Below are 24,149 nucleotides of genomic sequence, written 5' to 3'. Positions count from 1 at the left end.
TGACGACACATCCCCGGCCCCCTGCCCTTCCCCTCGACGACGAGACCGCCGGCGCGGTGGTCGACGCGATGGTGCCCCTCGTCGGCATCCCGATGGCGCCCGAGTGGCGCGAGACGGTGATCGCCAGCGTCAAGGCGACGGCGGCCGCCGCCCGCCTGGTGATCGACTTCCCCCTCGACGACACCGTCGAGCCGGCGCCGGTGTTCCGGGCATGAACGGGCCCGAGACAGCCGCCGGGATCGCCGCCGCCGTGGCGGCGGGCCGGCTCACCGCCGCCGCGTCGGTCGAGTCCGCCCTGGCGCGAATCGCCGCGATCGATCCGGGCGTGAACGCCTTCACCGACGTGACCGCCGCGCGCGCCCGGGCCCGGGCGGCGGAGATCGACGCGCAATGCGCCGCGGGCCGGGCGCCCGGGCCCCTCGCGGGCGTGCCGTTCGCGGTCAAGAACCTGTTCGACGTCGAGGGCCTGCCCACCCGCGCCGGCTCGAAGATCAATCGCGAGCGCGAGCCTGCGGCCCGCGACGGCGCCCTGGTGCGGCGGCTGGAGGAGGCCGGGGCGATCCTGGTCGGCGCCCTCAACATGGGGGAGTACGCCTACGACTTCACCGGCGAGAACGTCCATGACGGCCCCTCGCGCAACCCGCACGACCGGGAGCGGATGACCGGCGGCTCGTCCGGCGGCTCGGGCGCGGCGGTGGCGGCAGGGCTCGTGCCCCTCACCCTCGGCTCGGACACCAACGGCTCGATCCGGGTGCCGTCCGCGTTCTGCGGCACCTTCGGGCTGAAGCCCACCTTCGGCCGGCTGTCGCGGGCCGGCTCCTTCCCCTTCGTCGCGAGCTTCGACCATCTCGGGCCCCTCGCCCGCTCGGTCGCCGACTTAGGCCTCGCCTACGACGCGATGCAGGGCGCGGACCCCGACGATCCCTGGCAGGCTCCGCGCCCGGTCGAGCCGGTCGCGGGCGGGCTCGCGCAGGGCGCGTCGGGCTTGAGGATCGCGGTCGCCGGCGGCTACTTCGCCCGCGGCGGCGAGCCCGATTGCTTCGCGGCGGTCAGGCTCGCCGCCGAGGCGCTGGGGGCGACGCGCAGCGTCGAGATCCCGGAAGCCGCGCGCGCCCGGGCCGCGGCCTTCATCATCACCGCCGCCGAGGCGGCGGGCCTCCACCTCGAGCGCCTGCGGGAGCGGCCCGCCGACTACGACCCGGCGGTGCGCGACCGCTTGATCGCCGGCACGACGATCCCCGCCGCCTGGGTCCATCGCGCCCAACGCTTCCGCAGCTGGTACGCCAAGCGGGTGCTGACCCTGTTCGACGAGGTCGACGTGATCCTCGCCCCCTGCACGCCGTGCCGGGCGCTGCGGATCGGGCAGGCGACGATGGAGCTCGACGGCGTCACCGTGCCGGCGCGGCCGAATATCGGCGTGTTCACCCAGCCGATCTCGTTCATCGGCCTGCCGGTCGTGGCGGTGCCGGTGCGGGTGGGCGGAGGCCTGCCGCTGGCGGTCCAGGTGATCGCGGCGCCGTGGCGGGAGAACCTGGCGCTGCGGGTGGCCGGCGCGTTGGAGGCGGCAGGTGTAGCGGTGGCGCCGGTGGCGGCCTGAGGCCGTTCGATCGGGCCGGCAAGGTCAGCCGGCGGTGTTGATACCCTCACGCGTCATCCCGGGTAGTCGCGTTCGGCGAGCCCCGGGACGACGCGGAGAGGTTTCGATGATGGAGCCGCCAGACCTGCTGCTGCAGTCGGCCAGGCTCCGAAACGGGAGCATCATCATGGACATCGACCACCCCGACGTGAAGGCCGAGGTCGAGGCGGCCTTCGCCCGCTACGAGACCGCCCTCGTCACCAACGACGTGCCGACGCTCGAGGCCCTGTTCTGGGATGATCCCCGCACCATCCGGTACGGCGTGGCCGAGAACCTCTACGGCATGGACGCGATCCGGGCCTTCCGCCGGGCGCGCTCGCCGGTCGGGGTCGAGCGGCGCATCGGCGAGACAGTCATCACCACCTTCGGGCGCGACTTCGCCACCGCCTCGACCCTGTTCTGGCGCGAGGGCAACCCGGGCAAGGTCGGGCGCCAGATGCAGTCCTGGGCCCGGCTGCCCGAGGGCTGGCGGGTCGTCGCCGCGCATGTCAGCCTGATCGACGAGGTTCCGGCGTGACCGAGTTCCCCCTCACCCTCGCCGCGTACCGGGAGGCCTACGCCTCGGGGTCCCTCACGCCCAAGGATGCGGTTCGCGAGGTCTACCGCCGCATCGCCGCCCACGGCGATCCGGCGATCTTCATCACCCTGCGGCCCGAGGCCGAGGTGGCGGCGGACGCCGAGACCCTGCCGGCGGGCCCGCTCCACGGCATCCCGGTCGCCGTCAAGGACAACATCGACGTCGCGGGCCTGCCCACGACCTGCGCCTGCCCCGACTACGCCGCGGTCGCGGCGTCGGACGCCGAGGTGGTGGCGCGCCTGCGCCGGGCCGGGGCGCTCGTCATCGGCAAGACCAACCTCGACCAATTCGCCACCGGTCTCGTCGGCGTGCGCTCGCCCTACGGCGTGCCCCGCAACACCCTCGATCCGGCGCTCGTGCCCGGCGGTTCCTCGTCGGGCTCGGCCGTCGCGGTGGCGGCCGGACTCGTGCCGCTGGCGCTCGGCACCGACACCGCCGGGTCCGGCCGGGTGCCGGCGGGGCTCAACGCCATCGTCGGGCTCAAGCCCACCCTGGGCGCGATCTCGACCCGCGGCGTCGTGCCGGCCTGCCGCACCCTCGACTGCGTCTCGGTCTTCGCGCTCACCGTCGAGGACGCCTTCGACGCCTTCACGGCTCTGGCCGGCTTCGACGCCGCCGACCCGTTCTCGCGACCGGTCCCGGTCGGGCAGCCCGGACCTTCGGTGCTGCGGGTCGGCGTGCCGGACGCGGCGAGCCGGCGCTTCGCCGGCGACGCGCTCTCCGAGGCCGCCTTCGACTTAGGCCTCGCCGACCTCGAAGCCCTCGGCGCCACCCTGATCCCGGTCGACCTCGCGCCGTTCTTCGCGACCGCCGCGCTCCTCTACGACGGGCCCTGGGTGGCCGAGCGATGGGAGGCGATCCGCCCGCTCATCACCGCCCGGCCGGAGGCGCTGCACCCGGTCACCCGGGCAATCACCGAGCGCGCCGCCGCGTTCTCCGCGGCCGACGCCTTCGCGGGCCGCTACCGGCTGGCGGAGCTGCGCCGCGCCACCGAGCCGGTCTGGGCCGGCCTCGACGCGTTGTGCGTGCCGACCTTCCCGCGCCCGCAGCCCCTCGCCGCGCTGGCCGCCGATCCGATCGGCCCCAATGCCGAACTCGGCACCTACACGAACTTCGTCAACCTCCTCGACCTCTGCGCGCTCTCCGTGCCCGCCCGGCCGCGCGCCGACGGGCTGCCGGCGGGCGTGACCCTGATCGCCCCAGCGGGCCGCGACGCCGCCCTCGTTCCCCTCGGCGGCGCCCTCCACCGCGCCGGCGGCGCCACGATGGGGGCGACCGGCGCGTGTCCGCCGCCGGCGCCCGATCCGGGACCGCCGCGCGCGGCATCCGACGAGATCGAGCTCGCGGTCGTCGGCGCCCACCTGTCGGGTCTCCCCCTCAACGGCGAACTCACGGCGCTGGGCGCCCGCTGCCTTCGGGCCGTCGAGACCACGCCGGACTACCGGCTCTTCGCCCTGCCGGGCGCAGGCCCGCGCCGTCCGGGCCTGGTGCGGGTGGCGGCGGGCGCGGGCACGTCGATCGCCACCGAGGTCTGGGCGCTCGCGCCGGAGGCCTTCGGCCGCTTCGTCGCCGCCATCCCGGCGCCCCTCGGCATCGGCACGCTGCGCCTGGCCGACGGCACGACGCCCAAGGGCTTCCTCTGCGAGCCGGAGGGCGTGCGCGAGGCGGAGGACGTCTCGCATCACGGTGGGTGGCGCGCCTATCTGGCCGCCGGTCGGGCCGCGGTGCAGCCGGCCTGACGTGTCGCGGCGGGTGCGGCTCATGCGGCCGCCCCCTCACGGAAGCCGGCGCCTCCAGCTCGAGGCCGGAGTCCCGTATCAAGGCCTCGTCGCCAATGTACCCTGACTGAAAGCTGCTCGCTGCCCGCCGATGACGTCAGCATCGTGCGCGTTGCTCGTGGCAAAGGATGATGGCAATGGCTGCAAAATCTGCCATCGACCTATTTTTTCAAACCCTGCTCAAGCTTGGATAGCTCGAAAGCTACTCTTCCACTGAGATCGGCGGATCTTTCGCCAACGATATTCAAGAGGATCCGCCTGCGGGCCACCTCAAGCATCTCGTTCGCATACTGCCGATTCCCCCTGATGTACAGATTGGCGATCATTTTATTTTGAAATATTACGGCTATGATAAATTCGTTATCCGTTATCTGCTTGAGGTCGACAACAAGATTATTCGATTTTTCGGCGGACATGGCGCGTGGCTACCCTGAGGCATGGAATAAGCATATTGGGGGCGCTCTTCGTCAGCTAGCGCAAATTTGACACATGCGCGAGTAGGACTGCCGATGGACTTCAGGCCACGCTCAGCCTGTTTTTCCTTGCTTGCGGATTACCACGTGCCTCGCCCTCGCTTGCCAATCAGAGGGCGTGAAAGATCGAGCGCAATGGACCGCGTCTTGCAAGGAAAGCTTGTCGCCGACGTGTTCGTTGTCCGCTGCCCGAGCCCGGCCATCCTTCGGACGATCACGCTGATGAGGATCTGGCCGTGAGCAGGACCTCGCAAGGGTCGTGGGCGGCTCTGCGATAGGATCCTGCGACGGAAACAAGAATTCAGGCGGACGAGGCGTCAGAGCCTGTTTGCTTGGATCCCACAGAGTTGACACCCTGCATGTCACTCCGGGCTCCGCTGCGCAGCCCCGGAATGACCAAGAGAGTGCTAATACTATATCGCAAGTCAAACCGGTTCTCAGTCCACCCGCGCTACGCCACCATGGGGTTGGTTTTGCCGCATGAGTGGATCGCTCCCCGCCAGCCTCACCCGGTTCCCGGCCCGGTAAGCAGGAAGAACTCAGGACGGACCGCCCGCCAGTCAAGGCAGACCTGCTCAGGCCCCGGAGGCCGTCCGGTGCTCGACCGGCCGGGCGGACGCGCGGCGGCCCTGTTCACGAAGCCGATCGATGGAGAGCGGCAAGCAGGCGCTTACTCGAACAGGTGCGGATACTGAGCCTCGACCTTCGGCAGGGCGCGCACGATCTCCGACAGATGGTGGCGCATCGCCGCAGCAGCGGCCTCGGGATCGCGGGCGTCGAGGCCTGCGACGATCGCGCGATGCTGGTCCACCAGGGGGAGCATCGCGGCGGCGTCCGGCAGGGTGAGCTGGCAGGCTCGGTCGAGATGCGCCTTCACGTCCTGCACCGCCTCCCAGGCCAGCGCGCAGCCCGCCCCCTCCGCCAGCGCCGCGTGAAATAGCGAATCGGCGCGCTGGAAGCCCGCGTGGTCCCCCGCCGCCGCCCGCTCGGCCTGCAGGTCGAGGAGATCGTCGATCCGGCGACGGCTCGTGGGGTCGAACGCCTCGCAGGCACGCCGCGCCACCGCGGTCTCGATCGCCTCACGCACGAAGCGCGCCTGCATCAGCCGCGCCACCGAGATCTTGGCCACCACCGTCCCGCGCTGCGGGCGCACCTCCACCAGGCGGGTGCGGGAGAGCCCGATGAAGGCTTCCCGCACCGGCTGGCGCGACACGCCGTGCCGGGCCGCGATCTCCTGCTCGGACAGGCGCGTGCCCGGCAGCACGTCGAGCGCGATGATCGAGCGCCGCAAGGACGCCTCCACCCGCTCCGCCGCAGAGCCTGTCGTCACCTCGATCATTCCGCTTCACAGCCTCCGCGCGATGTGCATACACTACCATACAAGTCGGGCGCCCCACCAGAAGGGCGCCGGCTCCTTCGGAGGATACCATGACCCAAGGTCGCCTCACCCGCCGCGCCGTCGCGCTCGGTCTCGGCTCGCTCCCTGCCGCCGCCCTCCTGCGATCGCGACCCGCCGCCGCTGCGCCGGTCACCTTGCGGCTCTCCTCCTCGCTGCCCGCCGACCCGAACTCGGCCCACTGGCTCTGGTACGACCGCTTCGCCGCGAGCCTGAAGGCCAAGGCCGGCGACGCCGTGCAGGTGCGCTACTTCCCCGACAACCAGCTCGGCAAGGAGTCCGACGTCGTCGGCTCGGTGAAGCTCGGCGTCGTCGACATGATGATCTCCGGCTCCTCGATCTGGTCGACGCTGGCCCCGGAGATCGGCGTCCTCGACCTCGGCTACCTGTTCCCGACCATGGAGAGCGCGGGGCCGATCCTCGACGGGCCGGCCGGCAGCCAGCTCGACCGGATCTTCTCCGACCGGATCGGCGTGAAGGTGCTGAGCTGGGGCTACAGCCTGGGGGGGCGCAACGTCACGGCGCGCGAGCCCGCCGCGACCCCGGCGGCGATGAAGGGCAAGAAGATCCGGGTGCTGCCGGTGGCGAACTTCGTCGCCACCTTGCGGGCCATGGGCGCCTCGCCGACCCCGATGTCGCTCGGCGAGGTCTACACGGCGCTCCAGACCGGGGTGATCGACGGGATGGAGCACGACGCGCCCACCATCCTCGCCATCAAGGCCTACGAGGTCGCCAAGCACGTCACCCTGACCCGGCACATCTGCAACCCGCAGACCATCGTCATCGGCACCCGGGCCTTCAACAAGGTGCCGGCCGAGCACCGCGAGGCCTTCCTCGCCGCCGCGGCGGAGGCGACGGCGTACCAGCGCAGCCAGGCCGCCGCCATCGAGGCCAAGGCGCTGGCGACCCTGAAGGGCAACGGCGTCGGCATTCACGAGTGCGACCGGGCCGCCTTCCGCTCCCTGGTGACGCCGCTCTGGGACGAGTTCGCCAAGTCATACCCGGCGACGAAGCCGATCCTCGCCGCGATCACCCAGGCCTGAGGATCCGCCCATGCTCGCCGAGACCGGCCCGGGGGCCGCGACCGCGCTCCCCGCCCGCACCTCCCTGCCCGCCGCCATCGTCGCGAGCCTGCTGCGCACCGTGCAGGCCCTGGCGGCCCTGGCGCTGCTGGCCGACCTGCTGGTGGTGATGGCCGCCGTGCTGTGGCGCTTCGCCTTCGGCGATTCGCTCGAATGGGCCGACGAGGTCGCCCGCATGCTGCTGATCGTCGTGGCGTTCCTCGGCGGCGCGGCGGCGGTGGCGCATGGCCGCCACGTCGGCATCCGGATCGTGCGCGACGCGGTGCCCCCGTCCGTCGGCGCGGTGATGGAGGCCGCCGGCCTCCTCGTCGAGCTCGGCGTCGCGCTCGCGCTCGCCGCCTGCGCCCTGTCCTACGCGGCGACCGCCGCGACGCAGGTCACGCCCTTCGGCCTGCCGCAGAACCTGTTCATCTACCCCATGGTGGTGGGCGGGGCCTGCATGGCGGTGTTCATCGCCGCGCGGCTCGCAAGCCACCGCGCGCGGGACGTCGGCCTGGCGGCGCTGGTACTCGCCGGGCTCGCGGGCCTCGTCGCCGCCTGGACGGTGCTCCTCCCCGACGCTGCCCCGAGCCCGCTCGCGCTCCTCCTCCTCGGCTTCGCGCTGGCCTTGAGCTCCGGCATCCCGATCGCCTTCTCGCTCTCGGTCGGCGCGCTCGCCTTCCTGGCGGCGGATGGCGGCATCGACCCGGCGGTCTTCGCCCAGCAGGCCTCGAGCGGCATCGACAACTTCGTGCTGCTCGCGATCCCGTTCTTCGTCCTCACCGGCCTCGCCATGGAGGTCAACGGGATGTCGGTGCGGCTGATCGAACTCCTGCGCCGGGCCATCGGCGAGCGCCGGGGCGGGCTCGGCATCGTGACGATCCTCGCCATGGTGCTCTTCTCCGGCATCTCGGGCTCGAAGCTCGCCGACGTGACCGCGGTCGGCACCGTGACGGTGCCGGCGATGCGCCGCTCCAACCAGGACCCGTGCGACGGCGTCGCCCTGCTCGCCGCGAGCGCGATCATGGCGGAGACGATCCCGCCCTGCATCAACCTCATCATCCTCGGCTACGTGGCGAACCTGTCGATCGGCGGGCTGTTCGCGGCCGGCATCCTGCCCGCCGCGCTGATGGCGCTCGCCCTCATCGCCGGCGTGGTGGTGTTCTCCGCGCGCTCGCGCCCGGCCCCGGTGGAGCGCTCGCACCACACGCTCTCCCACCTGGTCTGGTCGAGCGCGGTCAGCCTCGGGGTGATCGTGATCATCTTCGGCGGCTACCGCTCGGGCTTCGCCACCGCCACCGAGATCGGCGCCTTCGCGGTCGTCTACGCGATCGCGGCCGGCATCCTGTGCTTCCGCGAGCTCTCGGTGCGGGCCCTCGCCGACCTGTTCGTGCGGTCGGCGACGCTCGCCGGCATGATCCTGTTCGTGGTCGCGGCCTCCCAGACCATCGCCTTCTCGCTCACCATCAACCAGGTGCCGCACGCGCTCGCCGACGCGATGATCGCGCTCAGCCACGGCGGCGGCGCCTGGATCTTCATGCTGGTGTCGATCGCGCTCCTGGTGGTGATGGGGGCGGCGCTCGAGGGGGCGCCGGCGCTGATCATCTTCGGCCCGCTGCTGCTGCCGGTGGCGCAGGGCTTCGGCATCGCGCCGCTGCATTACGGCATCGTGCTCATCATCGCGATGGGGCTCGGCCTGTTCGCGCCGCCGCTGGGCCTGGGCCTCTACACCGCCTGCGCGGTGGGCGGCGTCTCGCTGGAGCAGACGGTGCGGCCGATCGGCAAGTACCTGCTCCTGCTGCTCGGATGCCTCGTGCTGATCGCCTTCGTGCCGGAGATCACCCTGTGGCTGCCCCGCAGCATGGGCCTCGTGAAGTAGGAGGATGCGGATGACGCGGCGCGGACAGGTCTTCACCAGGGGGGCGGAGGTGGCATGGGAGCCGGCGGGCGAGGGCGTGCGCCGGCAGGTGCTGGCCTACGACGACGGCGTGATGCTCGTGCGCGTCGCCTTCGAGGCCGGAGCCATCGGGCCGGCGCATTCCCACCCGCACGTGCAGTGCACGCTGGTCGAGCGGGGCGTGTTCGACATCACCATCGCGGGGGAGACCGCGCGGCTTACCGCCGGCGACAGCTTCCTGGTTCCCTCGGGGGCGGTCCATTCCGCGGTCGCGGTCGAGGCGGGCGCGCTCACCGACGTGTTCACGCCGATGCGGGAGGACTTCGTGGCAGCGCAGGAAACACCGTGACGGCGCTGCCGTCCGGCTGGGCGCCGCGCCCCGTCGCCCAAAGGCGGCCGCTCTCGGTTCCTATCGATGCCTAATCGACAGGACGAAAAACCCCATGGTCATTCCGGGGCCGCGCAGCGGAGCCCGGAATCCAGAACCGCAGGTGAGTCAGGAAGAGGCGGGCGACCGTCCGCTTCGTTCTCTCCCGCCTGAGTCTCTGGATCCTGGGCTCCGCTGCGCGGCTCGGGATGACACGGAGGGGGTCAATACTGTCGAGAGCAGCAAGACAGGCCATGGGCTACGAAAATCAATCTTCCCAAGGCGCCCATACCGATAAAGACTTGTGAGGATCTCTCCGGTCTCGGCGCTGGGTCACGCGGAGCGCCTCCGCGCAGAGGCCCAGAAACCGCGACCGCCGGCCTGCACCATTGGCCGATCGGAACACGGGCGATCGTCCGGCTTCCGAGAGACGCTCTGCATCCCGGCAGTTGATCTCAGGCCACACGATCGTCGAGAGTGCGGCGAGAGGTGGAGGAGTCACCCATGACCCTGACCCGTCGCGTGCTTCTGTCCGGCGCGCTCGCGCTCTCCGCCCCGGCGGTGCGCCGGGCCCATGCCGAGACCTCCGAGGTGCTGATCGCGCAGCAATTCGGCCTCCTCTACCTCCAGCAGGACGTGATGGAGCGCCTGGACCTGATCGAGAAGCACGCCGCCCGGCTCGGCCTGCCCAACCTCAAGGCGCGCTTCCTCCGCCTCGGCGGGACCGGGCCGGTCACCGACGCGCTCCTGGCCGGCAAGCTGCATTTCGGGAGCGGCGGCGCGCCGGGGGCGATGCTGCTCTGGGACCGCTCGCGCGGGGCGATCAAGTCGTGCTTCGCCATGAACGCGGTCGACCAGAAGCTCGTGACCGTGCGGCCGGACCTGCGCCGCATCGAGGACCTCAAGCCCACCGACCGGATCGCGCTGCCCGCGGTCAAGACGGCGCCGCAGGCGATCTGGCTGCAGATGGCGGCGGCCGCGGCCTTCGGCCCCGCCGAGTGGGGCCGCTTCGACCCGCTCACCCTGGGCCGCGCGCATCCCGACGCCATGGCGGCGATGCTCGGGCGGACGGAGATCAACTGCCACTGGGGGACGAGTCCGTTCCAGGAGCGTGCGCTCGCCGACCCCGCCGTGCACGAGGTGACGAGCAGCTTCCGGATCATGGGCCTGCCCTCCGTGACCCCGAACACGATCTACGGCAACGCCAGCTTCCGGGAGGCGAACCCGATCGCCTGGAAGGCCTGCCTCGCCGCCTTCCAGGAGGCGACGGAGTTCATCAACAAGGAGCCGCGCCAGGCGGTCGAGATCTACCTCAAGAACTCGGGCGACAAGGACAGCGCCGAGAACGTGCTCGCCGCGATGAAGACCTCCGGCAACGACTTCACGCTGCAGCCGCGCGGGCTCCTCAAGATCGCGAACTTCATGGCCGACACGGGCGTGCTGAAGCGCCGTCCGGCGAGCCTGGGCGACCTGTTCTTCCCCGAGGCGCTCGACCTCGGCGGCAGTTGAGCACGGCCATGGACGCAGCCGCCGGCCGCGACGAGCCGATCCCCTACATGGCGCGCACCCGCGCCTATTACGGCGCCCTCGGCTATCCGCCCTACCGGTGGGCGCGCTTCGACGACGTGCCCTTCGCGCGCCTCGGGAAGCCCCTGGCGGGGGCCTGCGTCGCCCTCGTCACGACCGCCGCGCCCTACCAGCCGGACAAGGGGGACCAGGGACCCGGCGCGCCCTACAACGGCGCGGCCAAGTTCTTCGCCGTGTACTCCGCGCCGACGGACGGGAGCCCGGACCTGCGCATCGCCCACATCGCGTATGATCGCGACCACACGCGGACGGACGACCTCGGCACCTACTTCCCACTGGAGGCCCTGCGGGCGGCCGCAGGCGCGGGGCGGATCGGACGCGTCGCGCCCCGCTTCCACGGCCTGCCGACGAACCGCAGCCAGCGCGTCACGAGCGAGGTCGACGCGCCGGAGATCGTCGCCCGGATCCGCGCCGACGGGGCCGAGGCCGCGATCCTGGTGGCGAACTGCCCGGTCTGCCACCAGTCGCTCGCGCTCGCCGCCCGGGCCCTGGAAGCGGCCGGCGTCGCGACCGTGCTGATGGGCTGCGCCAAGGACGTCGTCGAGCATTGCGGCGTGCCGCGCTTCCTGTTCAGCGATTTTCCCCTCGGCAACGCCGCCGGCCGGCCGCACGACCGGGCCTCGCAGGAGGCCACCCTGCATCTGGCCCTCGATCTGCTCCAAGCCGCACCGGCGCCGCGCACGACGGTGCAGTCGTCCCAGCGCTGGAGACCCGATCCGTCCTGGAAGGCCGATTACGCGAGCATCGACCGTCTCTCGGCCGAGGAGATCGCCCGCCGCCGCGAGGGCTTCGAGGCCGAGAAGCGCAAGGCCCGGCCCGGACACCTTTGAAGGATCCAGGCCGTGTCCGCCGATGGTCCCGGCCGCACCCGCCGGACCCTCATCGCGAGGCCGGCGGCGCGGAGGATGCGAGGGCCTCGCAGCTGGTCCCGGAGGCGGCCGCGACCGCGGGCTTCGGGTCCGGCCCGTTGACGCAATCCGTCTTCAGGAACTCGATGAGCGCCAGGCGTTCCTCGGGAGAGAGCGGCCGGCCGACGATGCCGGGGCCGCTGCCCGCGCCGAATTCGTGGCCCGTGTTGAGGTTGCCGCGCTTCGACGTGTCGAGGGAGAACAATCCCTCGAGCCGGTTCGCGTCGGCGCCGGCCCGGGGGTTCAGGCAGCCCTGCGGATCCTCGGCCGACGCCGCGACGGCGGTGAGCTGGTAGCCGAGGCAGACCGGATCGAACTCCCGCCGGCCGAGCACGAACGTCTTCGGGCGCTCGGAGACGGGCGACAGCAGGGCGTAGATGTTCGGGACCGCGCCGTTGTGCAGGAAGGGCGGCGTCGCCCAGACCCCGTTGAGGGGGCGGGCCTTGTAGGCCGGAGGCGCCTGGATCCCGTTCGGGCGGTAGCCGTTCAGCCTCTCGCGGTCGGGCTTCGACATGTTCTCGCCGTCATACCAGCGATCCACCGCCCTCTTGACCGTCACGCCGAGCGCCGGGCCGAAGGCGTAGCGGCCGGCGCCGTCGGGATCGCCGAGCTCGGCGTCGCCCGGCCCGTCGCCGCGCCTGTCCTTGAGGACGCCGACCAGGTTCTCCGGCAGGGCCACGCGGCGGGCGATCATGTCCTCGGCCTGGGCCGGGTCGGTGCCGATCCGGGAGATCGGGATCGGCTTGACGTGCAGGTAGCGCTGCCCGAACACGTTCGGGGCCAGCCAGGCCTGCGATTCCCAGAAGTCCTTGCGGCCGACCGGAGGCAGGTGGCATCCCTTGCAGAGCTCGTCGTAGAGCACCTCCCCTGCCCGCGCACGTCCGATCGCGCCCCTCGCCTCGGACTCCGACCGGCCCGCGTTCAGCAGGTCCGGCCAACGCGGCGCGCGCAGACCGGTGAAGCCGGCCTGCGCCTCGGGCTGCTCGCCCGCGATCTGCTTCTCGATCCGGGCGAGGTTCTCGACGTGTACGCCCGATGCGAACAGCCCCGTGCCCGGATCGGTGAGGTTGAGCGGCGCGGAGACCCCGAGCGCCTCGCCGGCATTGCGCACCATCGGCTGCTCGATGGACGCGTTGTACTGCACCCAGTCGAACCAGGACGTGCTCCAGACGTGCGGAAAGTTCACCGGAGCCGTCGTCGCGGCGTAGTTGGCCTCCCGGCCCGTCTCGCCGAGATCGAGCGCGAAGACCTGGTTGCCGATGCGGTTGAGCGCGTCGAGCCGGCCGTAGCCCTCGTCGACGCTGGCCGCCGCCACGCTCTTGTCGAGCTTGCGCACCACGTCGAGCCGGTCCCACAGCGCGTCGAGCTGGGCGCGCAGGGCGGCCTTGTCGGCGTCGCCCGCATCCTCGCCGAGGACGTTCATCGCGAACCGGTCGAAGCGACCGGGCAGGAACTTGGTGAACAGGACCGAGATGCCGAGCGCCTGCCGGAACTTGCCGAGATCCGTCAGCGCCGGGCCGCCATCGACGAGGAGCGCCGTCCCGCGGTAGGTCAGGCGTCCGGTATGGCAGGCGGCGCAGGTGAAGCCGATCTTGTGCATCGGCCTGGCCGTCCGCGGGTTCGTCCAGGGCGTGCCGTCCGGCAGCAGCATCTCGCCCCGGTCCCTGCTCCTGTCGCCCCCCTTGGCGAAGCCGATCGGCAGCTGGATCTCGCCGCCGCGCGTCGCACCGGGGATGAAGCCGTAGCGGTCCAGATAGGCGGGGTCGGCGAGCCGCCCGACATCCCCGATCAGCGCGAGGCGCGGCTGCTCGAGGGCGATGAACCACTCGTAGGGGATGTTGAGGGTCTGCGTGCCCTGGTCGGCGTGGTGGTACCAGTCCTGCTCGTCGTTCGACCAGTCCTGGCCGAGCCAGCGCGCCTCCTTCACGGGCGGGTAGTCGGGCAGCGCGATGTACAGCTTGTCGCGGTAGAGCGTGAAGCCGACGCCGACGGCGACGAGCAGGACGACCAGGATGCCGGCCACGATCCTGGCGAAACGACCTTTTCCCATTTTCGCCCTCCCCGTTCGTGTCTCGTCCGACGGGACGAATGAAGTCGCCGCCGCGAGGCGATGTCGCGAGCGTCACCTCGCAGCTCTGACGCGATCCCGGCAGGCCCTGGCCCGGGAGCGATGGACATCGCGCGCAGAGCAGCCCCCGAACCCGTTCCTGCTCGCCATCGGTCTCGTCGCCCTGCGGCGGAGCCTTCTCAAGGAAAGTCCGCCTTCAACCGGTCCAGCGTCGCCGTGATGACGGTGTCGGCCTTCCGGGACGCGACCTGGACGCCGAAGGTCTTCGCACCCTTGCGCGCCAGGTACCCGACCACGGTCCCCATCTCGTCGGTCTCCTTGCGGAAATCGACGTCCACGAGCGTCTCGACGACCTTCTCGATGCGCCGCTTGAGGCCGCGACGCAGGTCGTCCTGCCGGACCGCGCCGGGGCGGGCCATGTCATCCGGGCCGATCTCGATCGGCTCCTGCAGCCGCGGCGTCAGCGGGATGACGGGATAGAGAGGCACGCCCTCCGGGGGACCCTCGGCGACCCTGAGCCTCCTGACGCGGAGGTCGCCCTCGGTGCCGGGGGCGACGGAGCCGGTCTCGCCGCTGGCATCGCGGACCTGCCACGTCGGATCGATGGTCGCTCGCGTGAACAGGTCGTTCGTCGCCGGCAGCACGAAGTTCCAGCGCAGGAAGGCCTGGGCATTGCGGCGCCCGAGGAGGTAGTCGTGGCGGCGGAAGCTCTCGTGCAGGAAGCCGCTGAAGCCGCCGAGCGCGCCGCTGGCGATGGCGAAGGCGGCGGGCGCGCCGTCCGCCCGCTCCCGCACGGGCGAGATGATGAAGCGGGAGAAGTCGGTGGCGTCCCTCGCCCGGGCGAGTTCCTCGGGCTTGAACCGCGCCTGGTTGATGAGCGCCGAGAACAGGCGCGGCAGCGCCGTCGTGAGCGTGCCCTTGACGGGATCGGCCTCCAGGGCCTGGTAGTTGGGAAACGGCGCGATCAGCACGACCGAGCGGCGGGCCTTGCCGCCGTCGGGCTCGTCCGGGTACCCGTCGGTGAGGTAGCGCCGCGCCTGCTCCAGGGGCTCGTTGTCGATCGTGCCGCCGTCGACGGCCCAGTACCGGCTCATCGCCTTGACGTCGTACCGGTCGTCCGGCGCGATGATCTCGAACCGTCCGTTCGGACCGATGCGGCCGACCGTGCTCCACTCCAGCAGATCGGCGCCCGGCCGGCTGACGTCGCGCGGCGCGAGCCCGACCGGGAAGGCCCCGGTCGCGAGGGCCGCGACCCGGAAGAAGTCCCAGGCCGGTTCGTCCGTGCGCGTCACGTCGAGCCAGGGCCGGTCGGCCGGGGCCTCGCCGGCGCCGAGCCGGAACGAGGCCACGTCGGCATGGTTCGTCATGCCGAAGGCGCGTTTCGCCCCCGCGCCGACCAGGTCGAACGAGTACGGCACCCCGCGCAGGTTCGTCATCGTCAGCATCACCCGCAGGCTGGTCCGGTCGCCGCGCCCGATCCAGGGCCGCCGCACGGGCTCCCCGTCGATCCGGAAGGCGTCGGCCAGGATCCGATCGAGCACGTCGCTACACAGGACCGATCTCAGGCCGCTCGCCCCGTCGAGATCGCCGGTCTCCAGCAGGCGCTCGATCGCGATGTCGCTCACCCAGCTCGCGTAGAGGCGGTTCTGCGCCTTGGGCGGCGGCGGCTCGCCCGGCCGGACATGCGCGAGGCCACGGAACATGTGCAGCGCCGCCATGCCGGCGGTCATGCCGCCCGCCGAGGCGCCCGCCAGCACCGGCACGCGCACGTCGTGGGTCGGGCCGTCCCAGCCCGGCGCGTCGCGCGCGGCGTAGTAGCCGTCGAGGGCCTCGATCAGGAAATCCATCACCCCGGCCGAGTAGCACCCGGCGGAGACGGCGCCGGCCAGCACGAAGCCGACCTCGTAGACGGGACGTTCGGGCATGACACTCCCTGGGTCAGGGGGGTGGCGGTGCGCGGGGCGGAATCCGCGGTCTCCGGCGGCGTCCTTCGCATCCTGGCAGGCGACGGGTCACCTGACGGCCGATGGACGGGACAAGATGCCAATGACGTCGGTCCGGCGCGGTGCGACGGCAGACGGAGAAAGACCCGAAACCGGCTGCGCGGCGCCGGGTTCGGCGAAGACATCCTGCCGGACCGCGTTGAGACAGAAAAACAACAGCAAAGTGCGGAGAGTATCGTCTCGCGGCCCCGCGGACCTTGAATCGTTCAGGAAGACCATGATGCACCCCCGTTTTCGATATCATGAGATGCAGCGCTGAAAACGTGTAACTTCTCTCGGGGATACAAGATGCAACGCCGGGATGCGTCAACAATATTCAATTACAATCATTCAGGTGTCAAGCGCCGTGCCGCTGGATCAGCCCGGCTTTGCAGAAGCCGGACTGCTGCCGCGCGGCTCTCTCCAGGTGATTGATTTCGCCTCATTTTCCGCATCGAACCGGCATTCAGGAACCTGCTCCGGATGATCGAGCACGACACCGATCGCAACATCGCGATCATCGGCTTGGCGCTGCGGGGCGTCGCCGACAACCGATCGCCCCGATCGGCCGAGGTCGGCCCACCGTTACGGCTGCGCGTCCCATTCGACCGCGCCATCAAAGGAATCCGGTGTCATGCCGGTGCCCGGTGCCGGCAGCGGCACAGGGCGGCCGCACACGCAAGCCGCCGCGTGCACTCGAGCGTCAGGGCTGGCCCTCGGGCCGTGCGCCGGCGCGGCGGCCGCCTGGCCCGCCGCTTGGCAGGCGAACCCCGCCAAGGCCTTAGCCGCACCATGCGAAACGTGAAGCCGTCCTCCCAGCCCAGCCATTCGCCCCGGCTCCGTCCGTTCTCCGCCTCGCTTCTTCTGAAGGTCTACGGTCAGCCTCCAAGTCACCGAGTATACTCCCGATCGGCTCTACTTCAGGGCGATGGAGGAGCGGCAGGGCCTGCGTCCCGTTCGCCTCGCCAGTCTGCATGACGCGGGCGATCATCGGACCGAGCGTGTCCCGACTCGCCGCCAGGGTGACGCGGATGTCGCCGCCGAGCGCCGCCGGGTGCCTCGCGCCGACCAGCTTGGCGTAGGCATCGTTGTCGATCTGGGTGAAGGCGGGCCCCCCGGTCAGGATCATCGGGTATTGGGACGAGAGCAGCGTGCGCACGGTCGAGCGCAGGCTCTGCGGCCGGCCTGCGACCGGCCCGAGCGGCGGGGCGGACCAGTCGAGGTCGCGCGCCAGGGCGCGGACCTCGCCCTTGCCGGCAAAGAGGATGTGAGCAGCGGGATCCTGCCTGGTCATGCGCCGACCATGGCCACCGCAGAATTCGCCCACAACCGCTCTCGCGACCCGCGGGCGACGGCTCGCCGGGCCCGTGCGGCGGGAAGCTGGATGCGACACCCCGCAACCATCGCGGGTTCGACCAAACGTCGCCCTGCGGCGTTGCCACGGCACGCCGCACCGCGCGGCCTTGCACGTTGTGAAGAGGATGGACGAAACCATGAGGCAGATGGCACTGGCGGCCCTGGCGGCCGCGCTCGGAGCCGGAGGGCTCCTCGGCAGCACCTGCGCCCGGGCGGGTGGCTACGGCTACGACGCCTACGACGCGCCCGAGACCGTGGTGACCCGCCGCACGGTGGTCGAGCGCCGCGTCGTGATCCCGCGCCGCGAGGTGGTCCGCGAGGTCGTGGTCGAGCGTCCGGTGGTTCGCCCGCGGCGCGTGGTCCGCGAGGTGATCGAGGAGCGCCCGGTCGTGTACCGGCCCCGCCCCGTGGTGCGGGAGGTCGTGGTCGAGCAGGACGGCTTCTACGGGCCGCGCCGGTTCGGTCCCTCCCGCCCGGTCGGCTACGGCTACGGGCCGGCCTTCGACCCCTACGATTAGGCGCTGCGGTCGGGACGGGCGGCGGTCCAGGCCGTCCGCGAGGGCATCGTCCTCCCCGGTGACGGGGACGGGCCGGACGACCTCCTTCAGGCCTGGCCCAGCCCACCCGCCGCCTGCCGCTCCGAGACGGGGAGGGCCATGGTGCAGTGAACGCCGTCCGGCCCCATCGCGAAGGTGGTTTCCGCGCCGAGCTGGTAGGGCAGCACCCGCTCGATCAGCGCGCGGCCCGATCCGCTCCCTTGCGGCGCTGCGGCCTCGGCGGGCATGACCACGCCGCTCTCGCGCCAGTCGACGTGCAGCCAGGGCTGCCCTTTCGCCCTCCACTCCACGCGCCAGCGAATGGCGAGCCGGCCGCGGGCCTGAGCGAACGCGCCGTACTTGACCGCGTTGGTGGCGAGTTCGTGCAGGGCGAGCGCGAAGGTCTGCACCGTGGAGGAGCGCAGGGCGACGCCCCTCGGCCCTTCCAGCGTGACCCGGCCGCCATCGTCGTCCAGTGCCGCCAGCTCGATGCGGATCAGTTCGTCGAAGCTGATGCGCCGACCCTCCGCGAGGCGGGACAGCAATCCCTGCACGCGGGTGAGCGCGGCGAGCCGGCCGCCGAAGCGGGCGCCGAAATCGGCGAGATCGGCCGAACTCTCCAGGGTCCTGGCGGCGATCGCGCAGATCACGGCCATCAGGTTGCGGGTGCGGTGCTGAAGCTCGCCGACCAAGACCTGCTGGCGCTCCTGAAGCTCGCGCAGGTCCTGGATGTCGATGACGGCCCCGAACCACCGGCTGACGGCCCCGTCCTCGCCGCGCATCGGGATATGCCTCACCAGGTGCCAGCGGTACTTGCCGTCCGTCCGGCGGATGCGCTGCTGGCGCTCGACCGCCTCGCCGGTCGCGAAGGCGTGGAGGAAGGCTGCGTGCGTCGCCGCGGCGTCGTCGGGATGGATCGCGTCGAGCCAGCCGTAGTTCTGGACGTCGGCGTTGTCCTGGCCGGTGTAGGACCGCCAGCGGTGATTGATGGTGATGTTGTCGCCCTGGGGGCCGCACCACCAGAGCATGGCCGGGACGAGCTCGACCATCAGCCGCTGCCGCTCCTCGCTCTCGCGCAGGGCCCGTTCGGCCTCCTCGCGCCGGCGTTCGGTGAGGAGGCGCCCGGTTGTCTCCGAGGCGATGTTCAGGATGCCGCCGATCGCGCCATCGGCGAGCCGGATCGGATCGAAGCTGAAGCTGAACCAGGCCTCCTCGATCCGGCCCCCGCGATTGAGCGGCAGGCGCTGGTCCTGGGTCCTGCTCGCGCCGTGCCCGGCCAGCACGGCGGCGAGCATCGGCTCGATCTCGCCCCAGACCTCCGGAAACACCTCGCGCGCCGGCCGGCCGAGGGCGGCGGGATGCTTGTCGCCGATGAGCCTGCGCCACGCATCGTTGTAGAGAAGGGCGAAGTCGTGGCCCCAGTAGAGGCCGATGGGCGTTGCCGCAGGCAGCATGAGGTCAACCGCGGCCCGCAACGGAGACGGCCAGCCCTGCGGCGGCCCGAGCGGCGTCGCACCCCAGTCATGGGATCGGATACGATGAGCCATCTCATCGTTTCCAAACGGCCACTCCATGACGACATGGACCTTTCTGCCGGGCTCGATCACGAGATGCCGCAGCATGTCCTCTCACGGGCCGCAAGCCAACTGCCGCGTTCCGGGTGGAGACTTTCGGCCGGTCCCTTTCGTCGGGATCTCGCCTTCGCGTCGCTCGGTCCCGCGCTATGTCCGGACCCTGAGCGACGATCACTCGGCGCCGGCCCGTGTCCGAAGCCGGCCGACCGGATGCCCTTCGGTGGGGCGGCTCGTCTGCGGCGAGGCAGGAGTGTGATGATGCGGCACGGCCACCCCGATCCGTACCCGGTGGGTCCCGGTCAGGAGAGCGTCTGGGACTACCCGCGCCCGCCGCGCCTCGAACCGATGCCCGAGCGCCTGCGCGTCGTCTTCGACGGTGTCACCATCGCCGACACGGTGCGGGGCTGGCGGGTCCTGGAGACGTCGCACCCGCCCTCCTACTACCTGCCGCCCGGCGACATCCTGCCCGGTGCGCTCGCCCCGGCCGGCGGCGGCAGCCTGTGCGAGTGGAAGGGCCGGGCCGTCTACTTCGACGTGGTGGGTCCGCGGCGGCGGGCGCCGCGCGTCGCCTGGGCCTATCCGCGGCCGACCGAGGCGTTCGCCGCGCTCGCCGATCACGTCGCCTTCTATGCCGGGCCGATGGATGCGTGCTTCGTCGGCGAGGAGCGCGTCACCCCGCAGCCGGGCGGCTTCTACGGCGGCTGGATCACCGGCCGCGTCGTCGGCCCCTTCAAGGGCGAGCCCGGTTCGATGGGGTGGTGAGCGAGAGCGCGGCGCCTCCGGGTCCGTGCGCCGGCGCCGCGGCATCGGGCTGTGGTCAACCTGGCACAGGGACGCGCGTGCCATGACACGGCCTGAACTGGACCACACGGCCGCCACCCTGGCCGGCCATCGCTGCGCCTCGATGAATCCGGGACCGCACCCATGCCGAACCTGCGCGCAGCACTCCTGACCGCCATCGGCATCGGCTTGATCGCCCTTGCCTTGGCGGGCATCGCGGAACGCAACACCCAGTCGCGCCTGGAGCGGGCGCTGCGGTCCGCTCCCCCGATTCAAACCGTCAGCAGCGCCGGCATCTCTTGTGGGGTCACCGGGCCGGGCGAGGCCTGAGCAGGTCTCGCAAAGGCGGTCGCCGGTTCTGCCACGAGCCCCTCCGACGGAACGAAGACCCGAGCGGACGAGCCTCGGCCGGCCTGGGCAGCTCGGCCGGGGAAGCGCCCGCGCGTGATTGGACCGGGCGGCGTTCCGACCGATACATGATGACCCGAGCCGGCGAGAGGCCTCGCCGGGCTCCAAGGCGGGTGCAGCGATGGGCGGCAGGAACAGCGCGGTCATCATCGGGGCGTCGGGCGGGGTCGGCCGGGCCCTCGTCGCGGCGGTCGCGGCGGGCGGTGCGCACGGTCCCGTCTTCGCCCTGGCGCGCTCGCCCGAATCCTTGCTCGAACCGGTGCGCTCCCTGTCCATCGACGTCACGGACGAGGCGTCCGTCGCGGCGGCGGCGCGGAGCGTCGGGGAGACCGGACCGGTCGGGCTGGTCATCGTCGCCAGCGGCATCCTGCACGGGCCGGGCATCGCGCCGGAGAAGGCGATCCGGAGCCTGGATCCGGCCGCGATGGCCGCGGTGTTCGCCGTCAATACCCTCGGCCCGGCGCTGGTCGCCAAGCACTTCCTGCCGCTGATGCCGCGCAAAGGCCGCAGCGTGTTCGCCGCGCTCTCGGCGCGGGTCGGCTCGATCGGCGACAACCGCCTGGGCGGGTGGTATTCCTACCGAGCCTCGAAGGCGGCGCTGAACCAGATCCTGCGCACGCTCGCCGTCGAGGCCGCGCGCACCCACCCGGAGCTGATCGTGGCGGGCCTGCACCCCGGGACCGTGCGGACGGCGCTGTCGCAGCCGTTTCGCCCGGAGCCCGGGACGCCCGGCCTGTTCTCGCCGGAGGAGAGCGCGGCCCACCTCGTGCGGGTCCTGGACGGGCTGCACCCCCGCGATTCCGGGCAGGTCTTCGCCTGGGACGGGCAGCCGATCCCACCCTGACGCCGGTCCGTCCGGGACGTCGCGAGCAGGCCTAGTCCGCCTCGTACCGGCGCACGAGGTCCCGCAACCCTTGCGATGGGGGGCCATAGCTCACGACCACGACGTCGAGGCCGGCATCGCGCGTGACTCGCAGCGCCCGAAGCATCGCCGCGTCGATCCACGCCTCCGCGTTGCCGAAGGCGCCGCCGCCGAGCCGCGTGAGCAGCACGCGGTCCGACGCGCCGCGCGCCGCGTTCAGCAGGCCGGCCAGCAGCGTCCCCTCGTAGGCCGCCTCCAGGACGAGCCGGGCGAACGGCGCCCAGGCTTCTCGCGACAGGCGTGTGTAGGCGACCGGCAGCGCCGAGCAGAAGATCTGGCTGACCAGCGGGCGCGGCGCCGGCCCGTCGGTGACCTCGACGTCCGTGTGCAGGCCGAGCCGGAGGTAACCCCGCAGGTCGTCCAGGTCGGCCTCGCTCGCCGCCCGGAGGTGCGCAGCGATGGCCGCCAGGCCCTCCTCCGTCGGCAGCGCGTAGCCGTTGCGCATGGTCCAGAGCGCCGTGCGCGCGGTGCCGAGGCGCCGCGCGAGGGCGTCGCCGAGATCGGCCAGGCCGTCGAGCTGCCGCCCGGACGTCTGGCCGATGCGGCCGTCCACGGACGCGAGGTAGTTGCGGTAGATCGTGGCGGCCCCCGCCGCCATGGCGCAGGCCGGTCCCTGCGTGTGGTCGTGGGCATAGCCGGCGACGCCGTGCTCCGGCATCACGTCGGGCCCGACCATCTCGAGCATGTTGAACTGCGAGGCGACTTGGAACAGCGCACCGCGATTCTCCGGCACCCGGTGCAGGGCGCGCACGTCGCCCTCGACGATGGACAGACGCTGCCGGCCCGGGCGCCTCGCGGCCGCCGCGGCCGCCGCGGCCGCGCGCAGTTCGGCCAGTGACGGCAGCGTCAGCGTCCCGGCCGCGAAGCTCTCGCCCGTGTCCGGCCGGACGAGGCGGCCCTCGGCCAGATGCAGCCGCTCTTGCGTCTGCGCGTAGCTCGTCTCCCGGAACCCGGTCAGCCGCTCGAACCAGCCCATGGCGTGCTCCCCCGATCGCTCGCGCATCATCCCACGGGTGAGTCGGTCGGCGAAGGCGCGCCGCTCGTCGTCGGGCCCGAGCGGCACCGGGAGCCGCCAGTTGCCCCCGGCCGGCACGCAACCTCAGGCGACCACGCGGCGATCCTCGGGCTTGCCGTCGGGATCCCCGCCGTCGCGGCGGATGACGCTGATGCTCCCGTCCCCCTCCAGCGAGGCGACCCGCACGAGGGCCGGATCGTCGATGCCCTGCTGGCGCAGCTGGCTCATCAGCTCGGCATGGGTGATCATCTGCCGGCGCATGTTCCGCCAGCAGACGCGGCCGTCGACGACGAGCGGCAGGCGCTTGGGCGTGATGAGGCGCTCGAAGGCCGGGAAGCGGAAGGCGAGCCAGTCGATGGCGTAGTTCCAGCCGACGATGGTCAGGACGAGCAGGACGCCCTCCGTCAGCGACTTGTACTCGTTCGAGAATGCGTTCTGCGAGACGTCCGCGATCAGCACGATGACCAGCAGGTCGGCCAGGCTCACGGCGCCGGCCTGACGCTGCATGACGAACCGCATGACGAGGAACAGGACCAGGTACATGATCGAGCCGCGCAGGGCGATCTCCAGCAGGGAGTGCTCCGGCACGAACAGCGTTCGCCAATCGGGCATCCAGACCTCCGCATCGCTCGCCTCATCCCGCCACCCGCGCCGCCGGGCGCTCGGGACGGGCTCCGATCCGGTGAGGAACGCGTCACGGAGCGGTCGCGTGCAAAGCCCGGCCCTTGCGTCTCAGTGGCGCGCCGCCTCGCCCCGGCGGCGCGGGCGTTCCCGGGCGCGGCTTCAGTCGGAGCCCTCGTCGGGGATGTTCAGCAGGGTGCCGCAGGCCTTGCAGTGGACCGCATCCGGCTCGTGACGCTGCAACCCGCAGGTCGGACACGGGAAGCGCACCTTGTAGGGCCGGAACAGGACCTGGGCGAGGCGCAGGAACAGCGTCACGCCGCAGATCATCACCACGACCGAGATCAGCCGCCCGCCAGTGCCCTGCAGGGTGACGTCGCCGTAGCCCGTCGTCGTCAGCGAGGTGACCGTGAAGTAGAGCGCGTCGACGTAGTTGCCGATTGCCGGGTTCGTCCGGTGCTGCGTCGCGTAGACGATGCCGGTCATCACGAAGATGAACACCACGAGGTTCACCAGCGCGATGATGACCTCCTCGTTGCGGCGGAAGACCGGGAAGTCCGCGCGCAGGCTGTCGAGCAGCTGGTAGGTCCGCAACAGCCGCAGCGTGCGCAGGATGCGCAGGAAGCCGGCGCCCTCGCCGACGATGGGGGCCAGGAAGGACGCGATGGCGGCCAGGTCCGCCCAGGTCGTCGGCCGCAGGAACTCCCGGCCCGGGCGTGGGCAGATCGCCAGGCGCGAGAGGAAGTCGCTGGCCACCGCGACGCCGATCAGGACGTCGATGCCCTCGACCAGCGGCTGGCGGGGCATGAACGACGACAGGATGATGAACAGGAGGGTGGCCAGATCGAAGGCGAGCAGGCCGTACCGGAATCGGTGCGCGCGGTCGCTGTTCCCCTCGTAGAGATCCTGCACCCTCTGCTTCAGGCCCGTCATGCGCAAGCAGGCTTCCAATCGCTCTCCGCGAGCCCAGGCATAAGTGGCGCGCGGACGCACGACGCAAAGGGCGCGCGCCGTTCGGGCCAGGCGCCGGCATCGTCGCGCGCAGCCGCGAGGATGGGGAGGATGGGCAGGCTGTGACCGTGTCGTCCAGGGGCCGAGCGGCCCACGCCTCGCGCGTCGATCCCACCGGCGCCGCGAGCAAGGCGCGAAGGTCGCGTTCGCTGCGTCCAGGCAATCACATTCCTGGAAACGATCGTTTTCCATCGTT

General features: G+C 71.6%; 21 protein-coding genes. 13 read left to right on the top strand and 8 right to left on the bottom strand.

Annotation, left to right across the window (positions count from 1 at the left end):
- The 4 genes from VQ02_RS35705 to atzF all read left to right on the top strand — a co-directional run.
- The coding region (locus VQ02_RS35705) for a DUF4089 domain-containing protein (protein ID WP_245239751.1) at positions 1-215 on the top strand (215 nt) is incomplete at its 5' end.
- Entirely contained in the window at positions 212-1,597 is a 1,386-nt protein-coding gene (locus VQ02_RS15975; protein WP_048445183.1) for an AtzE family amidohydrolase, read from the top strand. The genes VQ02_RS35705 and VQ02_RS15975, both read left to right, overlap by 4 nt.
- Before the next feature lie 166 nt (positions 1,598-1,763).
- Positions 1,764-2,153 (top strand): oxalurate catabolism protein HpxZ, encoded by a 390-nt coding sequence (hpxZ, locus tag VQ02_RS15970; RefSeq protein ID WP_048445196.1) that lies wholly within the window; start codon positions 1,764-1,766, stop codon positions 2,151-2,153.
- Positions 2,150-3,952, top strand: a complete 1,803-nt coding sequence (gene atzF, locus VQ02_RS15965; RefSeq protein WP_048445182.1) for an allophanate hydrolase — start codon at positions 2,150-2,152, stop codon at positions 3,950-3,952. Before hpxZ ends, atzF begins: the two co-directional genes overlap by 4 nt.
- 1,182 nt (positions 3,953-5,134) lie before the next feature.
- Here atzF and VQ02_RS15960 read toward each other — a convergent pair.
- Positions 5,135-5,803 (bottom strand): GntR family transcriptional regulator, encoded by a 669-nt coding sequence (locus tag VQ02_RS15960; protein WP_048445181.1) that lies wholly within the window; start codon positions 5,801-5,803, stop codon positions 5,135-5,137.
- A gap of 89 nt (positions 5,804-5,892) precedes the next feature.
- Here VQ02_RS15960 and VQ02_RS15955 point away from each other — a divergent pair, with 89 nt between their 5' ends.
- From VQ02_RS15955 to VQ02_RS15935, 5 genes are all read left to right on the top strand, one after another.
- Positions 5,893-6,903 carry a TRAP transporter substrate-binding protein gene (locus tag VQ02_RS15955; protein WP_048445180.1) on the top strand — a complete coding sequence of 337 codons (1,011 nt, stop codon included), beginning with the start codon at positions 5,893-5,895 and terminating at the stop codon, positions 6,901-6,903.
- A gap of 10 nt (positions 6,904-6,913) precedes the next feature.
- Positions 6,914-8,800 carry a TRAP transporter large permease gene (locus VQ02_RS15950; protein ID WP_083469248.1) on the top strand — a complete coding sequence of 629 codons (1,887 nt, stop codon included), beginning with the start codon at positions 6,914-6,916 and terminating at the stop codon, positions 8,798-8,800.
- Positions 8,801-8,810: 10 nt separating this feature from the next.
- Positions 8,811-9,167 (top strand): cupin domain-containing protein, encoded by a 357-nt coding sequence (locus tag VQ02_RS15945; RefSeq protein WP_083469247.1) that lies wholly within the window; start codon positions 8,811-8,813, stop codon positions 9,165-9,167.
- 522 nt (positions 9,168-9,689) lie between these two features.
- Positions 9,690-10,694 (top strand): ABC transporter substrate-binding protein, encoded by a 1,005-nt coding sequence (locus VQ02_RS15940; protein WP_048445178.1) that lies wholly within the window; start codon positions 9,690-9,692, stop codon positions 10,692-10,694.
- A gap of 8 nt (positions 10,695-10,702) precedes the next feature.
- On the top strand, positions 10,703-11,602 hold the full coding sequence (locus tag VQ02_RS15935) for a glycine reductase (RefSeq protein ID WP_048445177.1): 900 nt from the start codon (positions 10,703-10,705) through the stop codon (positions 11,600-11,602).
- 49 nt (positions 11,603-11,651) lie between these two features.
- Here the strand turns inward: VQ02_RS15935 and VQ02_RS15930 are convergent, their stop codons facing one another.
- The 3 genes from VQ02_RS15930 to VQ02_RS15920 all read right to left on the bottom strand — a co-directional run bounded on the left by VQ02_RS15930 (position 11,652) and on the right by VQ02_RS15920 (position 17,024).
- Positions 11,652-13,730 (bottom strand): di-heme-cytochrome C peroxidase, encoded by a 2,079-nt coding sequence (locus VQ02_RS15930; protein ID WP_157080651.1) that lies wholly within the window; start codon positions 13,728-13,730, stop codon positions 11,652-11,654.
- A 197-nt stretch (positions 13,731-13,927) separates the two neighbouring features.
- A complete protein-coding gene (locus VQ02_RS15925; protein ID WP_048445176.1) occupies positions 13,928-15,673 on the bottom strand; it encodes a patatin-like phospholipase family protein in 1,746 nt (581 codons plus the stop codon).
- An 838-nt stretch (positions 15,674-16,511) separates the two neighbouring features.
- Complete coding sequence (locus VQ02_RS15920) at positions 16,512-17,024, bottom strand: hypothetical protein (protein WP_048445175.1); 513 nt, start codon at positions 17,022-17,024, stop codon at positions 16,512-16,514.
- 208 nt (positions 17,025-17,232) lie between these two features.
- Between VQ02_RS15920 and VQ02_RS15915 the strand changes: the two genes are divergently transcribed.
- Positions 17,233-17,604, top strand: coding sequence for a hypothetical protein (locus tag VQ02_RS15915; protein WP_425339904.1), 372 nt, complete (start codon positions 17,233-17,235; stop codon positions 17,602-17,604).
- An 86-nt stretch (positions 17,605-17,690) separates the two neighbouring features.
- Here the strand turns inward: VQ02_RS15915 and VQ02_RS15910 are convergent, their stop codons facing one another.
- Positions 17,691-19,076 (bottom strand): sensor histidine kinase, encoded by a 1,386-nt coding sequence (locus tag VQ02_RS15910; RefSeq protein WP_053080398.1) that lies wholly within the window; start codon positions 19,074-19,076, stop codon positions 17,691-17,693.
- Between the two features lie 375 nt (positions 19,077-19,451).
- Between VQ02_RS15910 and VQ02_RS15905 the strand changes: the two genes are divergently transcribed.
- The 3 genes from VQ02_RS15905 to VQ02_RS15895 all read left to right on the top strand — a co-directional run bounded on the left by VQ02_RS15905 (position 19,452) and on the right by VQ02_RS15895 (position 21,228).
- A complete protein-coding gene (locus VQ02_RS15905) occupies positions 19,452-19,958 on the top strand; it encodes a DUF427 domain-containing protein (RefSeq protein ID WP_157080650.1) in 507 nt (168 codons plus the stop codon).
- A 162-nt stretch (positions 19,959-20,120) separates the two neighbouring features.
- On the top strand, positions 20,121-20,306 hold the full coding sequence (locus VQ02_RS15900; protein ID WP_048445173.1) for a hypothetical protein: 186 nt from the start codon (positions 20,121-20,123) through the stop codon (positions 20,304-20,306).
- Between the two features lie 199 nt (positions 20,307-20,505).
- The gene (locus tag VQ02_RS15895; RefSeq protein ID WP_048445172.1) at positions 20,506-21,228 is read left to right on the top strand and encodes an SDR family NAD(P)-dependent oxidoreductase; all 723 of its coding nucleotides are present in this window, start codon (positions 20,506-20,508) and stop codon (positions 21,226-21,228) included.
- 31 nt (positions 21,229-21,259) lie between these two features.
- On the opposite strand, the gene VQ02_RS15890 is transcribed toward VQ02_RS15895, so the two are convergent.
- The 3 genes from VQ02_RS15890 to VQ02_RS15880 all read right to left on the bottom strand — a co-directional run bounded on the left by VQ02_RS15890 (position 21,260) and on the right by VQ02_RS15880 (position 23,875).
- The gene (locus VQ02_RS15890) at positions 21,260-22,399 is read right to left on the bottom strand and encodes a hypothetical protein (RefSeq protein WP_245239750.1); all 1,140 of its coding nucleotides are present in this window, start codon (positions 22,397-22,399) and stop codon (positions 21,260-21,262) included.
- Between the two features lie 6 nt (positions 22,400-22,405).
- Positions 22,406-22,933, bottom strand: coding sequence for a DUF421 domain-containing protein (locus VQ02_RS15885; RefSeq protein WP_048445171.1), 528 nt, complete (start codon positions 22,931-22,933; stop codon positions 22,406-22,408).
- A gap of 171 nt (positions 22,934-23,104) precedes the next feature.
- The gene (locus tag VQ02_RS15880; protein WP_048445170.1) at positions 23,105-23,875 is read right to left on the bottom strand and encodes a potassium channel family protein; all 771 of its coding nucleotides are present in this window, start codon (positions 23,873-23,875) and stop codon (positions 23,105-23,107) included.
- Positions 23,876-24,149: the final 274 nt, after the last annotated feature.

The sequence above is a fragment of the Methylobacterium variabile genome (assembly GCF_001043975.1).
GTDB lineage: Bacteria > Pseudomonadota > Alphaproteobacteria > Rhizobiales > Beijerinckiaceae > Methylobacterium > Methylobacterium variabile.
The sequence above is the reverse complement of the archived record's forward strand: the minus strand, read 5'-3'. Positions and strand labels throughout refer to the sequence as shown.

Excerpts from the sequence above, each read along its gene's own strand:
- VQ02_RS15975 (WP_048445183.1), top strand. The coding sequence starts at position 212 with ATGAACGGGCCCGAGACAGCCGCCGGGATCGCCGCCGCCGTGGCGGCG.
- hpxZ (WP_048445196.1), top strand. The coding sequence starts at position 1,764 with ATGGACATCGACCACCCCGACGTGAAGGCCGAGGTCGAGGCGGCCTTC.
- VQ02_RS15960 (WP_048445181.1), bottom strand. The coding sequence starts at position 5,803 with ATGATCGAGGTGACGACAGGCTCTGCGGCGGAGCGGGTGGAGGCGTCC.
- VQ02_RS15955 (WP_048445180.1), top strand. The coding sequence starts at position 5,893 with ATGACCCAAGGTCGCCTCACCCGCCGCGCCGTCGCGCTCGGTCTCGGC.
- VQ02_RS15950 (WP_083469248.1), top strand. The coding sequence starts at position 6,914 with ATGCTCGCCGAGACCGGCCCGGGGGCCGCGACCGCGCTCCCCGCCCGC.
- VQ02_RS15945 (WP_083469247.1), top strand. The coding sequence starts at position 8,811 with ATGACGCGGCGCGGACAGGTCTTCACCAGGGGGGCGGAGGTGGCATGG.
- VQ02_RS15940 (WP_048445178.1), top strand. The coding sequence starts at position 9,690 with ATGACCCTGACCCGTCGCGTGCTTCTGTCCGGCGCGCTCGCGCTCTCC.
- VQ02_RS15935 (WP_048445177.1), top strand. The coding sequence starts at position 10,703 with ATGGACGCAGCCGCCGGCCGCGACGAGCCGATCCCCTACATGGCGCGC.
- VQ02_RS15930 (WP_157080651.1), bottom strand. The coding sequence starts at position 13,730 with ATGGGAAAAGGTCGTTTCGCCAGGATCGTGGCCGGCATCCTGGTCGTC.
- VQ02_RS15925 (WP_048445176.1), bottom strand. The coding sequence starts at position 15,673 with ATGCCCGAACGTCCCGTCTACGAGGTCGGCTTCGTGCTGGCCGGCGCC.
- VQ02_RS15920 (WP_048445175.1), bottom strand. The coding sequence starts at position 17,024 with ATGACCAGGCAGGATCCCGCTGCTCACATCCTCTTTGCCGGCAAGGGC.
- VQ02_RS15915 (WP_425339904.1), top strand. The coding sequence starts at position 17,233 with ATGGCACTGGCGGCCCTGGCGGCCGCGCTCGGAGCCGGAGGGCTCCTC.
- VQ02_RS15910 (WP_053080398.1), bottom strand. The coding sequence starts at position 19,076 with ATGCTGCCTGCGGCAACGCCCATCGGCCTCTACTGGGGCCACGACTTC.
- VQ02_RS15905 (WP_157080650.1), top strand. The coding sequence starts at position 19,452 with ATGATGCGGCACGGCCACCCCGATCCGTACCCGGTGGGTCCCGGTCAG.
- VQ02_RS15900 (WP_048445173.1), top strand. The coding sequence starts at position 20,121 with ATGCCGAACCTGCGCGCAGCACTCCTGACCGCCATCGGCATCGGCTTG.
- VQ02_RS15895 (WP_048445172.1), top strand. The coding sequence starts at position 20,506 with ATGGGCGGCAGGAACAGCGCGGTCATCATCGGGGCGTCGGGCGGGGTC.
- VQ02_RS15885 (WP_048445171.1), bottom strand. The coding sequence starts at position 22,933 with ATGCCCGATTGGCGAACGCTGTTCGTGCCGGAGCACTCCCTGCTGGAG.
- VQ02_RS15880 (WP_048445170.1), bottom strand. The coding sequence starts at position 23,875 with ATGACGGGCCTGAAGCAGAGGGTGCAGGATCTCTACGAGGGGAACAGC.